Origin of the sequence: Amycolatopsis sp. MEPSY49, from assembly GCF_051337345.1 — a bacterium.
In the GTDB taxonomy this organism is placed as follows: Bacteria; Actinomycetota; Actinomycetes; order Mycobacteriales; family Pseudonocardiaceae; genus Amycolatopsis.
On record NZ_JBDLYJ010000018.1, the window covers coordinates 101354 to 118244 of the forward strand.

Here is a 16891-nt window from a genome sequence, read left to right on the forward strand (position 1 = left end):
GAGCGGCAGCAGGAACGTGCAGGACCGCCGCCCTTCCCACCCGGATACTCCCCCGCATGACCTCGTTCACCTACGCCGCCAACCCCGTCCGGGTGATCTTCGGCCGCGGCACCATCGGCGCCCTCGGGGACGAGGCACGCCGCCTCGGGATGAACCGCGTTCTCCTCGTCGGCACCCCTCGGCACGCCGGCCAAGCCGAAGACGTGCTCGGCCCCCTCCTCGCCGCCCGCTTCGAAAACCCCGCCATGCACACCCCCGTCGACGTCACCGAGCGCGCCCTCAAGGTCGTCGCCGAACACGACGTCGACGGCATCGTCGCCGTCGGCGGAGGCTCGGCCACCGGGCTCTCCAAGGCCATCGCCCTGCACACCGACCTGCCGCAGCTCGTCGTCCCGACCACCTACGCCGGCTCCGAACTCACCGCCGTCCTCGGCCAGACCGCCGACGGCCGCAAGACCACCCAGAAGACCCCCAAGGTCCGTCCCGAAGCCGTCCTCTACGACGTCGACCTCACGCTCGGGCTGCCCGTCCCCCTCTCCGCCGCCAGCGGGCTCAACGCCCTCGCCCACGCCGTCGAGGCCCGCTACGCCCCTGATGCCAACCCGATCACCGATCTCCTCGCGAGCGAAGCCACAAAACTCCTCACCAGCGCCCTCCCCCGCATCGCCCGCAATCCGTCCGATGTGGACGCCCGCACCGACGCCCTCCGCGGCGCCTACCTGGCCGGCACCTGCCTCGACGCCGTGCGGATGGGCCTGCACCACCGGCTCTGCCACCTCCTCGGCGGCAAGTTCGGGCTGCCCCACGCCGAAACGCACGCCGTCCTCCTCCCGTACGTCATGGCGCACCAGGGCCTCGACGACGCCGGCGACGTCTTCGCGCTCGCCGAAAGCCTCCCGATCCCGCACTCGCTGGCCGAACTGGGCCTCACCGAAGCCGACATCGAAGGCGAACCGGAAGCCGACCTGCTCCGCCAAGCCATCACCGGCACCCACCCCGCCGCACGACCCAGCCTCAAGGCGCTCACCAAGCAGGTCGTCGACAGCTTCGCCGCCGCGCCGGACCGCGTCCGCACCCTCCTCACCGACCTCGTCGAGACGCTGCACGCCTACGCCATCCGCACCGACCTCACGCAGGACGAGTGGGAGTACGCCATCGGCTTCCTCACCCGCGCCGGGCACATCACCACCGACACGCGGCAGGAGTTCATCCTGCTGTCGGACACCCTCGGCGTCTCCAGCGTCGTGGACGTCCTGACCAACTCGCGCACGCCGGACACGACGCCGTCGGCCGTGCTCGGGCCGTTCTACGTGGACGGTCCACCGGAGACTCCGCAGGGCGCGAACCTCGCCGAAGGTCTCCCGGGTACTCCGTTGTGGACGGACATCCGCGTCACCGACACCGAAGACCAGCCTGTCGCCGATGCGATCGTCGACGTGTGGCAGTCCAATGAGGACGGCTTCTACGACGTCCAGCTGCCCGATGTGGACGGCCCGGTCCTGCGCGCCCGGTTCCGCACCGACCAGGAAGGCCGGCTGCGGTTCCGCACCATCGTGCCGAGCGCGTACCCGATCCCCGCCGACGGCCCCGTCGGACAGCTGCTCGACGCCGTCGGCAGGCACCCCTACCGGGCGCCGCACGTGCACTTCATGATCGCCAAGCCCGGCTACCGGACACTGATCACCCAGCTGTTCGTCGCCGGCGGCGAGTACCTCGACTCCGACACCGTGTTCGGCGTCAAGGACGGCCTGATCGTCGACTTCGCCGAACTGCCCGACGGGACCGGGCGCCGTCTCGACTTCACCTTCCGCATCTCAGGGAGCAGCGAATGACCTACGACACCGACGTCATCGTGGTCGGCAGCGGCCCGGCCGGCGGCTCCGCGGCCCTGCTGCTCGCCACCTACGGCGTGCCCACCGTGCTGGCCACCAAGTACGGCTGGATGGCCAACACGCCCCGCGCGCACATCACCAACCAGCGCACGATGGAGGTGCTGCGCGACCTCGGCGTCGAGGACAAGGCCCTCGCCGTGGGCACGCCACCGGAGCTGATGGGCGACACCGTGCTGTGCACGTCGCTGACCGGGCCCGAGATCGGCCGCATCGCCAGCTGGGGCACCGGCGACCGGTCGGCGGCCGAGTACGCCGCGGCCAGCCCGTGCCACATGATCGACCTCCCGCAGACCTACCTCGAGCCGATCCTGGCGAGCGAGGCCGCCGCGCGCGGCGCGAAACTGCGGCTGGACACCGAGTTCCTCGACTTCACCCAGGACACCGGCGGCGTCACCGCCCGATTCCGCGACCGCGTCCGCGGTGACGAGTTCACCCTCCGCGCCAAGTACCTCGTCGGCGCGGACGGCGCCCGCAGCCGCGTCGCCGAGCAAGCGGGCCTGCCGATCGCCGGGCAGACCGGCAAGGCGGGCAGCATGAACATCACGTTCACCGCCGACCTCGCACCGTACGTGGCGCACCGCCCGAGCGTCCTCTACTGGGTGATGCGGCCCGGCGCGCACCTCGGCGGCATCGGGATGGGCCTGGTCCGGATGGTCCGGCCGTGGAACGAGTGGCTGCTGACCTGGGGTTACGACATCGAGCAGGCGCCACCGGAGGTCGACGTCGAAGAGGCGACACGGCTGGTGCGCGACCTCGTCGGCGATCCGGACCTCGACGTCGAGATCACTTCGACGTCGCTGTGGACGGTCAACCACAACTACGCGACGGAGTACCGCAGCGGCCGGGTGTTCTGCGCCGGCGACGCCGTGCACCGGCACCCGCCGTCCAACGGGCTCGGCTCGAACACGTCCGTCCAGGACTCCTACAACCTCGCGTGGAAGCTCGCGATGGTACTTCGCGGCGAGGCGGGCGAAGGGCTGCTCGACAGCTACACCGCCGAACGCGCACCCGTCGGCAAGCAGATCGTCGACCGCGCGAACCTGAGCCGGGACCAGTTCGGGCCGATCTTCGCCGCGCTGGGCATCACCGGCGACACCGACGCCGACGGCATCACGGCCGGCCTCGAAACCTGCCTGGCGCCGACGGCCGAGGGCGCGCGGAAACGGCGTGAGCTGGAGCGGGCGATCGAACTCAAGCACTACGAGTTCAACGCCCACGGAGTGGAGATGGACCAGCGGTACTCCTCGGGCGCCGTGCTGCCCGACGGCGTCGTCGCCGAAGCGGACCGCGACCCCGAGTTGTTCCACCGGCCGAGCACCGAGCCGGGCGCGAAGCTCCCGCACGCCTGGCTGGTCGACCCGCACGGGCGTCGGGTGTCCACTTTGGACCTCGTCGGCGGCGGCCGGTGGACGGTGCTGACCGGGCTGACCGGCACGGCGTGGCGCGACGCGGCGGCCAAGGTGGGCGCCGAGTTGGGCCTAGACCTGCGCGCGGTCCGCGTCGGCGACCCCGAAGGCCGCGACGCGTACGGCGACTGGTCACGTCTCAGCGGCATCGACGAGGACGGCTGCCTTTTGGTCCGCCCGGACGGCTACGTCGCCTGGCGCCACCGCACGGCGTCGCCCGAAGCGGCGAAGTCGCTGCTCACGGCGTTGCGGAAGCTGCTCGACCGGCCCTGATCACGGCGCGGTGACCCGGGTCAAGGTGACCGGGATCTTCGGAGGTCCGCTGCCGTCGCCGATGCCGGGCTTCGACGGGTCGACGCCGCCGTGGGCGACGTTGTCCAGGACGCCGAGGCCGGCGTCGTCGATGCTGCCGAAGACCGTGTACTCCGGCGAGATCTGCACGGTGCCGAAGACGAGGAAGAACTGCGAGCCGCCCGAGTCGGGCTGGGCCGTCTTCGCCATCGCGAGGACGCCGCGGCCGTAGGTCAGCTCAGGGAACACCTCGTCGCGGATCGTGTAGCCGGGGCCGCCGGTGCCGTCGCCGGCCGGGTCGCCGCACTGGAGCATCTGCAGCCCGGCCGTCACGGACAGCCGGTGGCACGCCGTGCCGTCGTAGAACCCCTGTTTCACCAGGCTCAGGAAGTTGACCACGGTGCACGGGGCGAGCGCGCGGTCGAGCGTGAGCCCGATGGCGCCCGCGCTCGTTCCGACCCGCACGGGGACGGTGCCGGACGACGGCGCCGGACCGTCGGGCGGCGGCGCGACCTTCTTCGGCGCGGGTGACGTGGAATCCGGGGTGAAGGCGCAGGTCACGGGGTTGGCGAGCGGCTTCGGCCGCTGCGGCATCCGGGCCCGGCCGTTGGTGGGCAGGGTGTACGCGGCGCTCGGCGTGGTGGTGGTCGCCGACGGCGAGGTGGGGATCGACGGCGGTGTCGCGGGCCCGGTCCCGATGGCGCTGCTGACGTCGTCGTCGCGCAGGAACCCGGGGTAGCCCCAGGCCAGGAAGGCCAGCGCCATCACGATGACGACGACGATCGAACCGGTGATCAGCACGACCGCGGCGGGCGAGGTCTTCTTCGGCGGCACCGGCGGCTGCCACTGCGGGTACTGGTGGGACGGTGGCGGATAAGGGTGCTGAAATCTCTCGGCGTGGTTGTGGCCCGGCCGATCCCCCGGCTCGCTCATCCGCGCTCCCCTCGTCAGCCGCCCATTGTGCCGCGAAGACCTCCTCCCCGGGGTGGGAATCCGGAAAGGAGGGTCTTCAGGGCACGCGGAGGGGACGCTCAGCCGAGGGGAACGGCGAGTGGCGGCTCGAGCGGGGCCGGCGCTCACCCGGTCGTCAGCTCACGGCAGCCCCCACGGCGTGCTCGCGCCGCCGGGCGCGACCGGCCGCACCGCGAAGTCCGGCCGATCCCCCTTCCGGTACACGAAGGCGTCCTCGCCCCGCTCCAGCTCGACCTGGACGTCCCCATTGGCCAGCCGGCGCCAGCGCCGTGACCGGCCCCGCGCGTCCGTCACCGCCAGCTCACCCTCGATGCCCGGCCGCAGGACGCACGGCGCCCCGGCCTCGCTGTGCACCTTCAGCCACCGCGTCTTCCCCGCCGCCCGGGACGCGCTGAGCAGGAACGCCCCTTCGGTCCGGAAGTCGCGCAGCGCGATGTCGCCCCAGGCCGTGGGCACCGCCGGGAACAGCCGGACGACGCCGCCCCAGCTCTGGACCAGCATGTCCTGCACGGACTTCGCCGCCGACAGCGGTGTCTCGATGACCGGCCCGGACTCCTTGTACATCGTGTTCGGCTGGATGTACCGCCGCTGCAGCTCACCGAGGTAGAACGCGGCCTGCTCGCCGCGCAGCATCTGCGCCGAGATCGACGCCGCCCCGGTGAACGTGTAGCCCTGCAGCGCGCCTTCGAAGCCGACCCAGTGGTTCAGCGACGTCTCGATGATCTGCCGGTGCTCCGGCTGCTCCCAGGTGACGTCGTGGAGCGGGTAGATCTGCAGCAGGTGCGAGTAGTGCCGGTGCGACTTCGCGAACGGCACGCCGGCGCCGATCATGTACCCGTTCGCGTCGGCCGGGTAGCCGACCAGGTTCGCCAGCACGTCCCGCCACTTCGGCGCCAGCGGGTCGCCGGGCGCGTTCTGCAGGAGCGTCTTGCAGCCCCAGCGGATCAGCGACAGGTCGTAGTTGCAGTCGGGCGCGTTGACACCGTACTCGGGCGAGAACGTCGGCGGCAGGTGCAGCTTGCCGTCCGGGCCCGGCGCGAGGAAGTGCAGGTAGTAGTTGATCGCCTTGCGCAGCAACGGGATCAGCGTGCCTGCCAGCAGCCGACGGTCCATCGTGTGCCGGTAGGACAGCCACACGTTGTGCAGCGCCCACGTCAGGTTGCCGACCTCCGGCGTCGGCGTGTCCTGTCCGGGGATGCCGACCGGGAACCCGCTGGTGGTGTTCGAGACGCCGTTGAGCAGCGTCATGTCGGTCGTGCGCGGGATGCCCGCCGAGTCGGCCTGGTACGGCGCGGCCACCTGGCTCGTCAGATTGCTCCGGTACTGGTCGAGGGCGTGGCTGACGGCGTCCAGTTCCAGGTGGTTCGAGCCGTGGATCAGCCAGTATTCGAGCTGGACGTTGAGGTTCCACCACGTCGCCGGCCACGGTGTGTTCTCCAGCCACGGCCCCGACGTCGCCATCACCGGTGCCTCGCGCCGGGCCGCCGACGCCACCTTGTACAGCTGGATCCAGTAGAAGCTCTGCAGCCGGGTGTCCGGAATGGACACGAAACTGCGCCGGTAGTAGTCGTGCCACCAGCGGCGGTGGTCCTGGGTGAGCGCGGCGAAAGCGGAAGCGCGGCGGACCGTCGAAAGGGCCCGCGCCACCGAAGTCTTCGCCGGGTGCGACCACGCCACCGACGTGTACAGCGTGCGTACGCCGCCGCGAGTGACCTCGCGCCACGCCGTCACGTGCTCACCGCCGGCCAGCAGCGGCTGGACGGCGAGCCGCGCGTCGCCGCTGCCGCTCAGCCGCACCGGCGGGTTCGCGGTGTAGCCGGCGGGCGGCGGCTTGTTCCACACCGGATCGGCGCGCGGGCTGACCGCGACGGCCGGGTGGAACACCCACTTGAACCCGCGTTCCCCTTCGGACGGCCGGATTTCGACGGCGAGCAGCGACTGTCCGGTGTGGACGATCGCGCGCAGGCTCAGGCTGCCCGCGGCCGTGGTGATCGTGCCGGTCAGCTCGGCGTTCCACAGGTCCATCCGCCAGTCGATCGCGGTGATCGCCCCGACCGGTTCGAGGGTGAAGTACCCGATCGGCAGCCGCGCCAGGCCGAACAGCGAGCCGAACTCGGGGCGGTGGTCCTGGACCTGGCTGTGCTGGACGTTGAAGCGGATCGCGTTCCGCCCCGGTTCGGCGTAGATGCCGGAACCGAGGAACCCGTTGCCCAGGAACGGTCCCTCGTACCAGGTCTTCGGCATCCTCCGCCAGTACAGGTCGGCGGTGCCGAGGAACCCGGCCCAGGCGAAGTCGTCGCCGCCTGGCGCCGTCGCGGCTCCGGCGAACGCCGGCGAGAGCCCGGCCGCGGCGATCCCGGCGAGCGCGCCGCCGAGCACGGTCCTGCGGGTGATGTCCATTCGACCTCCTCGTTGAAAAGCGGGTGTCAGCTCGGCAGGCCCCACGCCGGGGCGGGGCCGAGGGCGGGGACGTCCCGCGGCCCCGTGTCATTCGGCCGCCCGCCCCGCGGGGTGACGACGGCGGTGCCGCCGCGGCGCAGCCCGATCGCGATCCGCCCGGGTCCGGCCGGGCGGAACGGCAGCCGGCGGCCGTGCTCGTCGCGGACTTCGACGTCACCGGGGACACCGTGCTGGAGGACCAGGGGCTCACCGGCTTCGCTGTGCACGCGGACGAACTCCGTCCGGCCGTCGCGGCGGGAAGCGTCCACGAGGAACGCGCCTTCCGCGCGCAGCCCGGCGATCGAGGCGTCGCGCCAGGTCGCCGAGACCGACGGGAAGATCTTGAGCACGCCGCCGGATCCCTGCATCAGCATGTCCACAACGGACTGGGCGGCGGTGATCGGGCTCTCGATGGCGAAGTTGGAGCCCTCGCGGTACATCGTGTTCGCGGTCAGCTCGGTGTCGGCGACGATGTTGCGGTCGAGGAAGAACTTCAAGTAGCGCAACGCTTCCTCGGGTGCGTCCATCACGGACTTCATCGAGGAGGCGGCCGCATAGCTGTAACCGTGCCAAGCGGACTGGTCGGCGGCCCAGTGGTCGAAGGTCCGGGTCATCAGGTCGCGGTCCGCCGGCCGATCCCAGACCTTCTCCCGCAGCGGGTGGAGCCACAGCAGGTGCGAGAAGTGCCGGTGCGACGCGGCCAGCGGGACGCCGTCGCCGATCAGCGCACCGTTCGCGGGATCTTCGTGGTACGGCACGAGTTTCGCGCCGATCTCCCGCCAGATCGGCACGCGCGGTTCGGCGAGACGCAGGATCCGCGCGGTGTCGACGAGCGTCCGGGCGGCCCACCGGATCAACGACAGGTCGTACGTGCAGTCGGGCGCGTCGACGTACTCCGGTGAACGGGTCAGCGGCAGGTGCAGGAAACCGTCCGGGCCGGTGGACAGGAAGTGGCGGTAGAAGTTCAGCGCCTTGGCCAGCGTCGGGTACAGGACGTCGCACAGGATCCGCCGGTCGAGGTGGTGGCGGTAGGCGAGCCAGACGTTGTGCAGGCCCCACAACAGGTTCCCGGTCTGGTCCGTCTTGGACGTCGTCCCGGGGACGCCGACCGAGCGCGTGCCGCCGGGCCGCAGCCGCCAGTCCCCCGGGTGCGAGAGCGCGTAGGTGTCGCCGTCGCGGTACGCGGGCGGCACGGACGTCTCGAGGTTCGCGTGGTCGCGGCGGAAGGTTTCGGTGACGGCGTCGAGCTCGGGGTGGTTGCTGCTGTTGACGATCGGGTAGGTGACCTGGACGTTGAGGTTCCACCAGACCGCGGTCCAGCTGTTGCCGACCTCGGGGAACCACGGTCCCCACTCGGACACGACCGGTCCGTCCGCGCGCGTGGCGGCGGCGATCTTGTACAGCTGGATCCAGTAGAACCGCTGGACCTGCTTGTCCGGCACCGAAACGAAGCTGCGGCGGTGGAAGTCGTTCCACCAGCGGCGGTGCCGCGCCAGCAGCGCGTCCGGGTTCGCGGCAAGCGCTTTCTCGACGCTCTTGCGGGCGTCCGCGGTGTGCGTCGTGCCGGGGAAGCTGTAGGCGACCGTGGCGGCGAACAGCCGTTTCGTGCCGATCGTCCGCTCCCGCCAAGCCGTGGTGTACCCGCCGCCGGCGAGCATCGGCTGCGCGCAGTAACCGTCGGCGGCCTCGGGGGCGGGGTTGGCGACGTACTCGGGTGGCTTGCGGACGGTCCGGGTCGTCGCCGACTCGAGCGGCTGGAACGCCCAGGCGGCGCTCTTTTCGCCGGCGCTGGGGGTCAGCGAAACGAGCAGCACGCCGAGGTCGTTGTGCACGACGGCGGAGAACGCGACCGAGCCGCGGGTGGTGGTGATGGTGCCGCCGAGCTCGGCGTTGTAGAGGTCGAGCGTCCAGTCGACGGCGGTGATCGCGCCGGCCATGGTGAGCGTGAGATAGCCGATCGGCAGGCGCGACAACCCGATGCCGGCTTCCCACTGGATGCGCTGGTCCTGCACCTGGGTGTGGCTCAGCATGACCTTGAGGGTTTCGGGGGTCTTGCCGGCGTAGACCTGGGCGCCGAGGTAGCCGTTGGCGAGGAAGGGACCCTCCTGCCAGTTCTTCGGCAGCCGCTTCCAGACCATGCGCGCGTCGGCGGCGACGTCCCGATGCGGGTTGCCCGGCTGCGCGGCAGCGGGTGGCGAGGCTTGGGCCCAGAGTCCCCCGAACGCGGCGGCCCCCACCGCTACCGATGCCGAGCGAAGCACGGTACGCCGCGACACTGCGTCCATGAAGCTTCCTCCGAATTCATACTACGTTTCGGGCAGATCAGCAGGCGGCGTGCGGCCATACTTGCAGAGGGCGTCCCGAAACGCCAGGAGGATTCACCCGGAAAGCGGCAGATACATCGGATGTATCCGGGATCTTGGCTGCGGGCTCGGTCGCCTACCGAACATAGCCTTTCTCCGGCAGCCCCGGTCGGGGGCGCCACCGGGGACGTTCGACCGGATCGACGACGTCCGGAATTCGATCCGGTCGCTCTACACCCGGCTGTCCGTGAAGGCGTTCGGCCCACTAGAACTACCACCCCGCCGGGCCACGACCGGCTCGTCGAGGCCCAGCACACCGCGGCGGCGATGCCCCGGCACCTCGGCATCGGCGACGCGCGGGTGATCGTCGCGTTCAGCCCGCTCGGCGGACACCTCGGCGAAGTCGAGCTGGGGCCGGGCCCGAAGTACTTCGTCACGCTCAGCCCGCACTACCAGGACGGCCCGCGGGACATACCCGCGGTGCTGTCGCACGAGATGATGCACGTCTTCCTGCACCGCCACGGCCTCTCACAGGCGGAGATATTCGTGAACACGGCGACGCTCTACCTTGGGATCAGCCGCCCGAGGCTGGCGGCGTACCGCATCGACGTCCTGCAGGGGCGGTACACCCACCGCCGGAGATGGGGTATGTGCTGGCGAAGCGGGCGCTGGCGTTCGGCGAGGAGGTCCGCCCGTTCACCGGCGCGGCGGACGGCGCGTACCGGCCGGGGCACCAGCGGGCTCTCGAGGACTACGCGCGGCCGCCTCTGGCGAGCGCCGACCGTCGGCAGTACGAGCTGGACAAGAGGGTCGGCCGTTCGACGGCGGAGTACCGCTTCGAGAGCAGCAAGGTGGCGTTCGCCTGCCCGGCCTGCGGCCACGGCACGCGGATGCCGCTGGGACGCCGGGTGACGGCCCGCTGCCGGACCTGCGGTTCCGCGTTCCACTGCGTCACCTGACGACGAGTCACCGGGACCTCGCGAACCCGAGGGCGTACCCTTCATCGATCCGGACTTCGATCCGGGACGATCGGGGGTCCCAGGTGTCCGACCGGGTGAAGATCTTCCTGAGCTGGTGTCATCGCAACAAACCGGAGAAGGAAGCCCTGCTGTTCCACCTGGAGCCCGCGCTGGGGCTCTTCTCCGACGTGACCGTCGAGTGGTGGGCCGACAGCCACCTGAACTGCGGCGAGCAGCTCATGCCGGGCATCATCGACCGGCTGGACGAGGCCGACTTCGGCCTGCTTCTGGCGTCTCCCCAGTACTTGAAGAGCCGGTTCATCCGGCAGCACGAGCTGCCGCGCTTCGCGGGACCCGACAGCGACAAAGGCGCGTTGCCGGTGAAGCTGACGCCGATGCCTCGCTACGACGGCGGACACGACCTGGGCGGGCTCGAGAAGCTGATCGTCTTCGAGCGGGACAGCAAGAGCTTCGCCGAGATGAAGGGCGTCCAGCGCAACTTGTTCGCCAACGAGCTGGCGGATTCGATCATGCGCCGGGTCCGCGGCCAGGATGGGTTCCGAGTCCTGTGAACACGATGCTCCAGCCCGGCGAGATCGCCGAACGGATCGAAGCGCTACGGCCGGCGCTGACCCCGACTCAGGCGTTCCGGCTGACGACCATCAAGGACCTGGTCGACGACGGGCGGTTTCTGCTGCGCGCGGCGCTCGAGGCGGGCGACTTCCCGTCGGACGACAGCAACGCCCAAGACGCCTTCCAGGACTTCCGGCACAAGGTGAACCGGGCCGCCGAACGGGTGGGCGTGGACCTGCGACTGGAGCTCGACGCCCGCAAGACCTCGCCGGACACGCGGCACGGCTGGTTCGCCGGGAACCCGGCCGAGAAGGGGCTGGTCGACTACACCGCCAAACTCTCCGGGCGAACCGGCGTGACCCAGGCGATCGCCTCCGAGGTCGCCGAGATCGGCGACTCGCGTCGCATCCGCGTCTATGTCAGCTTCTCGCCGACAACCGGGTCGACCATGCGGCGCGCCGGAGAGATCGTCAGGCAGATCAGCGAGGCACTGCGGGCGCAGAGCGGGTATTGCTTCGAGGTCGCCAGCTCACGCTCGACCGCGCTGGGCGAGGACGCGGGCCAGGCGCTCGACCGGCTCAGCGCAGAAGCGGACGTCCGCGTCGCGTTGATCAGCGCCGAGTATTTGAATTCGGGCGACGAACGCCGACGGGGTCTCGCTTCCCCGGACAACGTCCTCGCGTTCGCACTCAGCGCCCTGCCCGTCGGCGACCTCGACCTGGCGCCATTGCGCCGGCACGACGTGTCGCGACTGGAAAAGCCCTGGGATCACCTGAAAAATCCGTCCCAGCGCGCTGAGTACATCCACGAGATCGTCCGCCAGACCCTGATCACCGCGTCCCGTCCGTACCCGGGAACGGGGACCGGGAACGAAGGCGAAGGGTCGGTGCTCCTGACCTACATGGCGGAGCGGTTGCACCACCGGCGGCAGGGCGAGAGCCGGCACCTGGTCCAGTCGGAGGCGGCCGAGACCACTCTCCAGGAGTCGCGGCTGGACGTGGCCGGCGGGCCGGCCGGCCCGCCGCTGCGCGCGGTCGACCGGCTGATCGCCTGGGCCACCGACGACTCCGCGGGCGCGCGGCGCCTGTGCGCGTTGCTCGGCGACGTCGGCATGGGCAAGACCACCACGGCCAAGCTGTTCACGCAGCGGCTGCTCGACCTGCACCGGCAGGATGCCGGCGTGCCGATGCCGGTGCTGTTCGACCTGCGCGACGTCCGGGTCACGGGACTGACCGAAGCGATGACCCTCGACCACATCCTCGACAGCGCGCTGGACGCGACCCGTCCGGCCGGCATCCCGAGGGATCGGCTCAACTCGGGCACCGTGCGCAAGCTGCTGGCCCGGGGCGACGCGGTGATCGTGTTCGACGGCCTGGACGAGGTGCTCGTCCACCTGACGCCCCACGACCGGCAGTTGTTCACCCGGCAGCTCTGGCGCGTCATCGTCGAGGACGCGACGACCAGGATGCTGCTGACCTGCCGCACCCAGTACTTCAGGACCATCCGCGACGAGATCACCTACTTCACCGGCGAGTCGCGCCAAGGTCTGCGTGGCGACGACTACCTGGCCCTGCTGATGCTGCCGTTCCGCGAGGAGCAGATCCGGGCGTACCTGGTGGGCAACCTCGACCGCGACGAGAGCGCGGTCGACCGCTTCCTGGAGACGATAGCGGCAGTCCACGACCTCCCCGACCTCGCGCGGCGCCCGATCACGCTGCGGCTCATCGCCGACCAGGTGGAGTTCATCGAGTCCGCGAAGCTCAAGGGCCGCACGTTGCGTTCGGTCGACATCTACTCGGAGGTGGTCGACCGCTGGCTTGCTCGAGACCAGGGCAAGCACACGCTCACGCCGGACCACAAGCGCCTTCTCATGGAGGAGATCGCGGCGGGCCTTTGGCGTTCCGGCCAGAACGCCTGGACGCCCGGCGAAGTCGACGACTGGCTGCTGGCCGTGCTGGACAAGCGCCCGGAGCTGCGCCGCTACTACCGAAACCACCTACCGGAGCTGTGGACCGCCGACTTCCGTACGGCAACCTTCCTCAAGCGCGAAGGCGACAATTTTCAGTTCGGGCACCGTTCGCTCTTCGAGTACTTCCTCGCGCAGTACCTCCTGCACAATTTGAGCAGTTCCGAAGTCGACTTTGAGGCGCTCGACCTTCCTATTCCAAACACGGAGACTCTGGAATTTCTCGGGCAGTCGATCGCTTCTACCTCGGAGCGGGAGCGCGCGGCTGCGCTTGCTTCACTGCGGCGCATCGGGCGTGAACGGCGTGCCGGGGTTTCGGAACTCGCCTTGGCTTATGCGTTGAACGCACATCGGCGCGGGTATCCACATCAGTCCCTGGACGGCGTCCGATTGGGCGGGGCGCGCTTGAGTTCTTGGCAGTTCGGTGGTGAAGACCGCCCGTTGTCGATGATCGGCGCCGACTTCAGTGCCGCCAACCTGCGCAAGGCGACCTTCCACAATGTGGCTCTCTCCGAGGCCGACTTCGCCGAAGCGGATCTTTCCTCCGCCGAGTTTCATGAATCAAACCTGACGAATTCCCGGTGGGACTCGGCCAACGCAACGGGCACCATCATGCGTCGATGCTCGATCGGCGGAATCGATTTCGACGGTGTCAAGCTCCATCGAACGCAATTGCTGTTTTGTTTGCCTTCACTGGCACCCCGAACCGGCTTGCTTATCGCTCCAGCATTTCGAGCGATAGATCAGAACCCGGTTCGCCTGAACCGGTTCACCGGCAACACCGTCAGCCATGCGGTCGCGTGGTCCCCCGATGGCACCCACATCGCCACCGGCGGCTTCGAGTATCAGAGCAGGGTGTGGATTTGGGACGCCGAAACCGGCCAGCAAATCCGCCACCTTCCCCACGACCAACCAGTAACCTCCCTGGCCTGGTCCCCCGACAACACCCACATCGCCACCGGCGGCAACAGCGCCCGCATCTGGAACGCCGAAACCGGCCAGCAAATCCGCCACCTTCCCCACGACCAACCAGTAACCTCCCTGGCCTGGTCCCCCGACAACACCCACATCGCCACCGGCGGCAACAGCGCCCGCATCTGGAACGCCGAAACCGGCCAGCAAATCCGCCACCTTCCCCACGACCAACCAGTAACCTCCCTGGCCTGGTCCCCCGACAACACCCACATCGCCACGAGCACCGGCGCTGGTGACGACATCCCCGCCGTTCGAATTTGGGCCGCCGGAACTGGCCGAGAGATCCGCCGCTTCCGCCACCTCGAGCCGGTGACCTCCACAGCCTGGTCGCCCGACGGCATCCATATCGCCGCCACTGACGACACCGGCGTTACTGATGTTCGGCACGCAGCGACGGGCGAGGAGGTCCTCCTGCTCATGGGTGAGGGCAGCCCGGTGGATGCAACGATCTGGTCGCCCGACGGCACACGCATTCTCACCTGCAGCGACACCATCTCTATTTGGAACGCTGGCACCGGCAATCTTATGATTAACCTCAGCGCCAATCGCGGTCTGGCAAGGACCATCTCGTGGTCTCCGGACGGCTCACGCATCCTCACGGGCGGCGGCGCCGATGGCACGGCAAGAGTGTGGGACGCCACCACTTACCGGCAACTGCTCGAACTCACCACCCACGGCGGCTGGGTGAGCTCGGCAACCTGGTCTCCGGACGGCACTCGCATCCTTACCGGCGGCGGCGACAACTACGACGCCTGGGTGTGGGATGCGGAAACCGGCGCACAGAGCCACCACCTCACCGAGCTCGGTTGGGCATCCGCGACCGTTTGGTCCCCGGACAGCACTCGCATGCTCACTTGCTCCCCTGAGGACCTTGTCCGCGTGTGGGACGCCGGCACTGGCGAGCAGAAGTTCGAGATCGATATCCCAACCGAGCGGATATTCACCGCAGACTGGTCCCCCGACGGTGCCAGCATCATCACTGCCGGCAACAGCCGCGACGGCCACAGCGAAAAAACCACGCTGCGGGTCTTCGACTCCGCCACGGGCACACTGACCCGCAATGTCACTGAGCTCACCGGATCGGTGAACTCGGTTGCGTGGTCTCCCGACGGCAAGCACATCGTCGTGAGTGTCACCAACGACACGGATGATGACAGCGTGCAGATCTGGAACGTCGACACCGTCGAGCAAACTTTCCGCTTGACTGTCGGCGATGACGTTGCCGTCGCCTGGTCCCCGGACGGCACCCGCATTCTCGTCAGCGGTGACGGCGTCCAGATCCGCAACGCCTCCACCGGCGAGTTGATCCTCGTACTCGACGAGGAAAGCGAGTCAGTCACGGCTGTGGCCTGGTCCCCGGACGGCACCCGCATCCTCACCGGAACCAGCGGCACCGTTCGAGTATGGGACGCCGTCACCGGTGAACCGTCCCCGCAGATAATCGCCTACCTAACAGCGAAAGACGTGGCCGTCCTCGACACCAAGGCGAACAAAATCCTCGGCTGCACCCCCGACAGCTGGCGCTGGCTCGGCTGGAACGTCCTGGAGAACGGCCGCATAGACCGCCTCCCAGCCGAAACCTTCGGCGAACTCCCCCCGCTGAGCACCACCTAGGCGCCGGGCAGCGGGGGCAGCGCCGGGGTGAACAGCCACCGCTCGAAGAACGCGTCCAGCGACCGAGCCGCATAAGCCTCGGCCATCGCGACGAACTGCTCCGTGGTCACCAGCCCGTGCCGATGATCCCCGGTCCACGCCTTCAGCAACGCGAAGAACGCCGGGTCCCCGATCTCCGCCCGCAGCGCGTGCAACGTCAACGCACCACGCTTGTAAACCCGCTCGTCGAACATCCGCGACACGCCCGGGTCCGCGATCCGGACGTCGGCCGGCTTGGTCTTGATCCGGGTGTGCCACACCCGGGCGAGCGCCGAAGCCGGCTGGCCGCCCGACTCCTCCGACCACAGCCACTCCGCGTACGTCGCGAAGCCCTCGTTCAACCAGATGTGCCGCCAGTCCGCCACGGTCAGGCTGTTGCCGAACCACTGGTGGGCAAGCTCGTGCACCACCAGCCGCTCGTACGTGCGGCGGCCGTCGACGTGGTTGGCGCCGAAGATCGCCATCCCCTGGGCCTCGATCGGGTCGTCGAGGTCGTCGTCGGTGACGACGATGACGTACTCGTCGAACGGGTACGGCCCGAACAGCCGCTGCAGCATCTCGATCATCCGGCCCTGCCGGCCGAAGTCGCGCTCGAACGCCCGGCGCAGGCGCGGGGGCACCGCGGCCCGCTGCGGCACCGTCTGCAGGACCGAATCGACGTGGCCGCGGCCGAAGCCGAGCGTGAAGCGGCGCGCGCCGACTCCCGTGTGCGGGAACCAGCCGCGGCCGGTCAGCTCCAGTTCGTCGTACCGGCCGAGCTGGACGCTCATCAGGTACGTCGCCGTCGGCTCGGGCCGCTCGAACACCCACCGCGTCGTGCTGCCGCCGATGGAGCGCTCGACCAGGTTGCCGGTGACCGCGACCAGGTACGGCGACGCCGTCGTCAGGGTCACCCGGTACGTGGCCTTGTCCGACGGGTGGTCGTTGCACGGGAACCACGACGGCGCCCCGACCGGCTGGCTCGCCACCAGCGCGCCGTCGGTCAGCTCGTCCCAGCCGACGTCACCCCAGCGGCTGCGCACCGGACGCGGGTTGCCGACGTAGTGCACCTCGATCGTGAACGCGGCACCCGGCGCGATCGGCTTCGCCGGCCGGACGTGCAGCTTCGCGCCGCGCTTCAGGTACTTCGCGGGCTTCCCGTCGACGAGCACGCGGTTGATCCGGAACTCGCCGAAGTCCAGGCTGACGCGGGAAAGCGCCTGCGTCGCCTCGGCGGTGAGCACCGCGGACGCCGAGAGCCGGTTCGGGCCTACCTTGTAGTCGAGGTTCAGGTCGTAGTGCCGGACCCGGTAGCCGCCGTTGCCGTGCGCGGGGAGGTAGGGATCACCCGAGGTGTCCGCGCCGGGGGCCGGTGCCGGAGCCTTCGAAATCACCCGTGCCGAACCTTTCCTCGAGCGGCCGTACCGAACCAGGCTCGCACGCCACAGGTGAGTCCGGCGAGCCAGGCGGGTACTTCGTGACC

General features: G+C 69.6%; 10 protein-coding genes. 5 read left to right on the plus strand and 5 right to left on the minus strand.

The window, feature by feature from the left end; all coding sequences use genetic code 11:
• The first annotated feature begins 56 nt into the window (after positions 1-56).
• Both ABFJ78_RS45140 and ABFJ78_RS45145 read left to right on the plus strand, forming a co-directional pair.
• Complete coding sequence (locus ABFJ78_RS45140; protein ID WP_436393600.1) at positions 57-1832, plus strand: maleylacetate reductase and hydroxyquinol 1,2-dioxygenase domain-containing protein; 1776 nt, start codon at positions 57-59, stop codon at positions 1830-1832.
• Entirely contained in the window at positions 1829-3571 is a 1743-nt protein-coding gene (locus tag ABFJ78_RS45145) for an FAD-dependent monooxygenase (RefSeq protein ID WP_436393601.1), read from the plus strand. Before ABFJ78_RS45140 ends, ABFJ78_RS45145 begins: the two co-directional genes overlap by 4 nt.
• On the opposite strand, the gene ABFJ78_RS45150 is transcribed toward ABFJ78_RS45145, so the two are convergent.
• From ABFJ78_RS45150 to ABFJ78_RS45165, 4 genes are all read right to left on the minus strand, one after another.
• Positions 3572-4522, minus strand: a complete 951-nt coding sequence (locus ABFJ78_RS45150) for a peptidylprolyl isomerase (protein WP_436393602.1) — start codon at positions 4520-4522, stop codon at positions 3572-3574.
• A gap of 159 nt (positions 4523-4681) precedes the next feature.
• Positions 4682-6961, minus strand: a complete 2280-nt coding sequence (locus ABFJ78_RS45155; RefSeq protein ID WP_436393603.1) for a glycosyl hydrolase family 95 catalytic domain-containing protein — start codon at positions 6959-6961, stop codon at positions 4682-4684.
• A gap of 26 nt (positions 6962-6987) precedes the next feature.
• Positions 6988-9285 (minus strand): glycosyl hydrolase family 95 catalytic domain-containing protein, encoded by a 2298-nt coding sequence (locus ABFJ78_RS45160; protein WP_436393604.1) that lies wholly within the window; start codon positions 9283-9285, stop codon positions 6988-6990.
• A gap of 249 nt (positions 9286-9534) precedes the next feature.
• On the minus strand, positions 9535-9825 hold the full coding sequence (locus tag ABFJ78_RS45165; RefSeq protein ID WP_436393605.1) for a hypothetical protein: 291 nt from the start codon (positions 9823-9825) through the stop codon (positions 9535-9537).
• A gap of 128 nt (positions 9826-9953) precedes the next feature.
• Here ABFJ78_RS45165 and ABFJ78_RS45170 point away from each other — a divergent pair, with 128 nt between their 5' ends.
• From ABFJ78_RS45170 to ABFJ78_RS45180, 3 genes are all read left to right on the plus strand, one after another.
• Entirely contained in the window at positions 9954-10262 is a 309-nt protein-coding gene (locus ABFJ78_RS45170) for a hypothetical protein (RefSeq protein ID WP_436393606.1), read from the plus strand.
• A gap of 95 nt (positions 10263-10357) precedes the next feature.
• The gene (locus tag ABFJ78_RS45175; protein WP_436393607.1) at positions 10358-10834 is read left to right on the plus strand and encodes a hypothetical protein; all 477 of its coding nucleotides are present in this window, start codon (positions 10358-10360) and stop codon (positions 10832-10834) included.
• Between the two features lie 5 nt (positions 10835-10839).
• On the plus strand, positions 10840-15390 hold the full coding sequence (locus tag ABFJ78_RS45180) for an eIF2A-related protein (protein WP_436393641.1): 4551 nt from the start codon (positions 10840-10842) through the stop codon (positions 15388-15390).
• Here ABFJ78_RS45180 and ABFJ78_RS45185 read toward each other — a convergent pair.
• Positions 15387-16802, minus strand: a complete 1416-nt coding sequence (locus ABFJ78_RS45185) for a M1 family metallopeptidase (RefSeq protein WP_436393608.1) — start codon at positions 16800-16802, stop codon at positions 15387-15389. The genes ABFJ78_RS45180 and ABFJ78_RS45185 overlap by 4 nt on opposite strands.
• Between the last annotated feature and the right edge of the window lie 89 nt (positions 16803-16891).